2 protein-coding genes and 1 pseudogene are annotated in these 1348 nt (G+C 67.5%); 1 reads left to right on the top strand and 2 read right to left on the bottom strand.

Annotated features, from left to right (window positions below):
* Positions 1-342 (bottom strand): SAM-dependent methyltransferase (locus EN969_RS31255; RefSeq protein WP_245467589.1); only part of this gene is annotated, 342 nt, incomplete at its 3' end.
* Position 343: 1 nt separating this feature from the next.
* On the opposite strand from EN969_RS31255, the gene EN969_RS31260 reads away from it, so the two are divergent.
* Entirely contained in the window at positions 344-1120 is a 777-nt protein-coding gene (locus tag EN969_RS31260) for a cobalt-precorrin-6A reductase (protein WP_063168245.1), read from the top strand.
* Here EN969_RS31260 and EN969_RS31265 read toward each other — a convergent pair.
* Positions 1084-1348, bottom strand: a pseudogene (locus EN969_RS31265) (precorrin-3B C(17)-methyltransferase); the annotation flags it as partial. The gene EN969_RS31260 and the pseudogene EN969_RS31265 sit on opposite strands and share 37 nt — an antisense overlap.

A 1348-nucleotide genomic window follows, 5' to 3' on the forward strand; every position in this document is an offset into this window, starting at 1 on the left:
AACGGCTGAAGGCGCGGGGATAACGTGCATCTCTTGCGCCTTGACCTTGCGGGCGGGCGTGGCGCCGACGCCGTGGAAGAAGGGATCGCCGGAGGCGAGCACACAGACGTTCCTGCCGGCGAGCGCCAGCACGTCAGCCATCTCGGCATCGAACGGAACCGGCCATGGGCGCGGCTCGCCCTTGGCGAAGGAAGCGACAAGGGCGAGGTGCCGCTTGCCGCCGAAGATGATCTCAGCCTGGGCAATCCGCTGCTTGGCCTCGTCGCCGAGACCCGCTAAACCGTCCTCGCCGATGCCGACGACTGTCAGCCAGGCGGCTCGCGATTGACGCTCAGCAGGCATAATGACCCACCGTATCCTGATCCTCGGCGGCACCACCGAAGCGCGGCAACTGGCCGGAAAACTGGCGGCGCGTGCCTCGGTCACACTGTCGCTGGCCGGCCGCACCGAAAGCCCGGTCGCGCAAGGCGTGCCGGTGCGAAGCGGAGGCTTTGGCGGCGCCGACGGGCTGGCCGCTTACCTCACGGAAACGGCCACCGATCTGCTGATCGACGCCACGCATCCCTATGCGGCGCAAATCTCCGCCAATGCCGCACAAGCCGCGCGCATGGCCGGCGTGCCGATCCTTGCCCTGCGGCGTCCCGGCTGGGAGCCTGTCGAAGGCGACCGCTGGACGTTGGTCGGTACGGTCGGCGATGCCGCGCAAGCGCTTGGACCGGCGCCGCGCCGCGTTTTTCTGGCACTGGGCCGGCAAGAGGTTGCGGCTTTCGAAGCAGCGCCCCAGCACCACTATGTCATTCGCAGTGTCGATCCGGTCGAGCCGAAGCTGGCCGTGCCCGACGCCGAATATCTGTTGGCCCGTGGCCCGTTTCGCGACGCGGAGGAACGCGCGCTGCTCGAAAGGCACCGCATCGATGTCGTGGTGTCCAAGAACAGCGGCGGCGAGGCGACCTTTGGCAAGATCGCCTCGGCGCGGGCGCTTGGCATCGAGGTGGTCATGATCCGCAGGCCTGATCTGCCGGACGTGCCCTCGGCTGAAACCGTCGAAGCGCTGGCCGCCATTGTCGATCGATTTGGGATCGATCATTTTGTCCGTCCCGTGGACGAGCGCGGCGTGTAGACCAGCGCCGGCTTCTCCGTGCGCTTGATAATCCTGGTTTCCGGCGAGCCGATGATGATGCAGGTCGCCATGTCCGCCTTTTCAGCCTCGACATCGGCCAGCAGGTAGACCTCGATACGCTCGTCCGGGCGACCGGCGGCGCGGCCGAAGATTACCGGCGTGGTGCCCGGCAGGATGGCGGTCAGGCACTCGAAGGCGCGGCCGAGTTGCCAGGGGCGGGGCTTGCTG

Origin of the sequence: Mesorhizobium sp. M7A.F.Ca.CA.003.01.2.1, assembly GCF_003998945.1 — a bacterium.
Taxonomy (GTDB): Bacteria; Pseudomonadota; Alphaproteobacteria; order Rhizobiales; family Rhizobiaceae; genus Mesorhizobium; species Mesorhizobium ciceri.

What these genes read in the sequence shown, in the direction of transcription:
- EN969_RS31260 (WP_063168245.1), top strand. Translation starts at nt 344, where the DNA reads ATGACCCACCGTATCCTGATCCTCGGCGGCACCACCGAAGCGCGGCAA.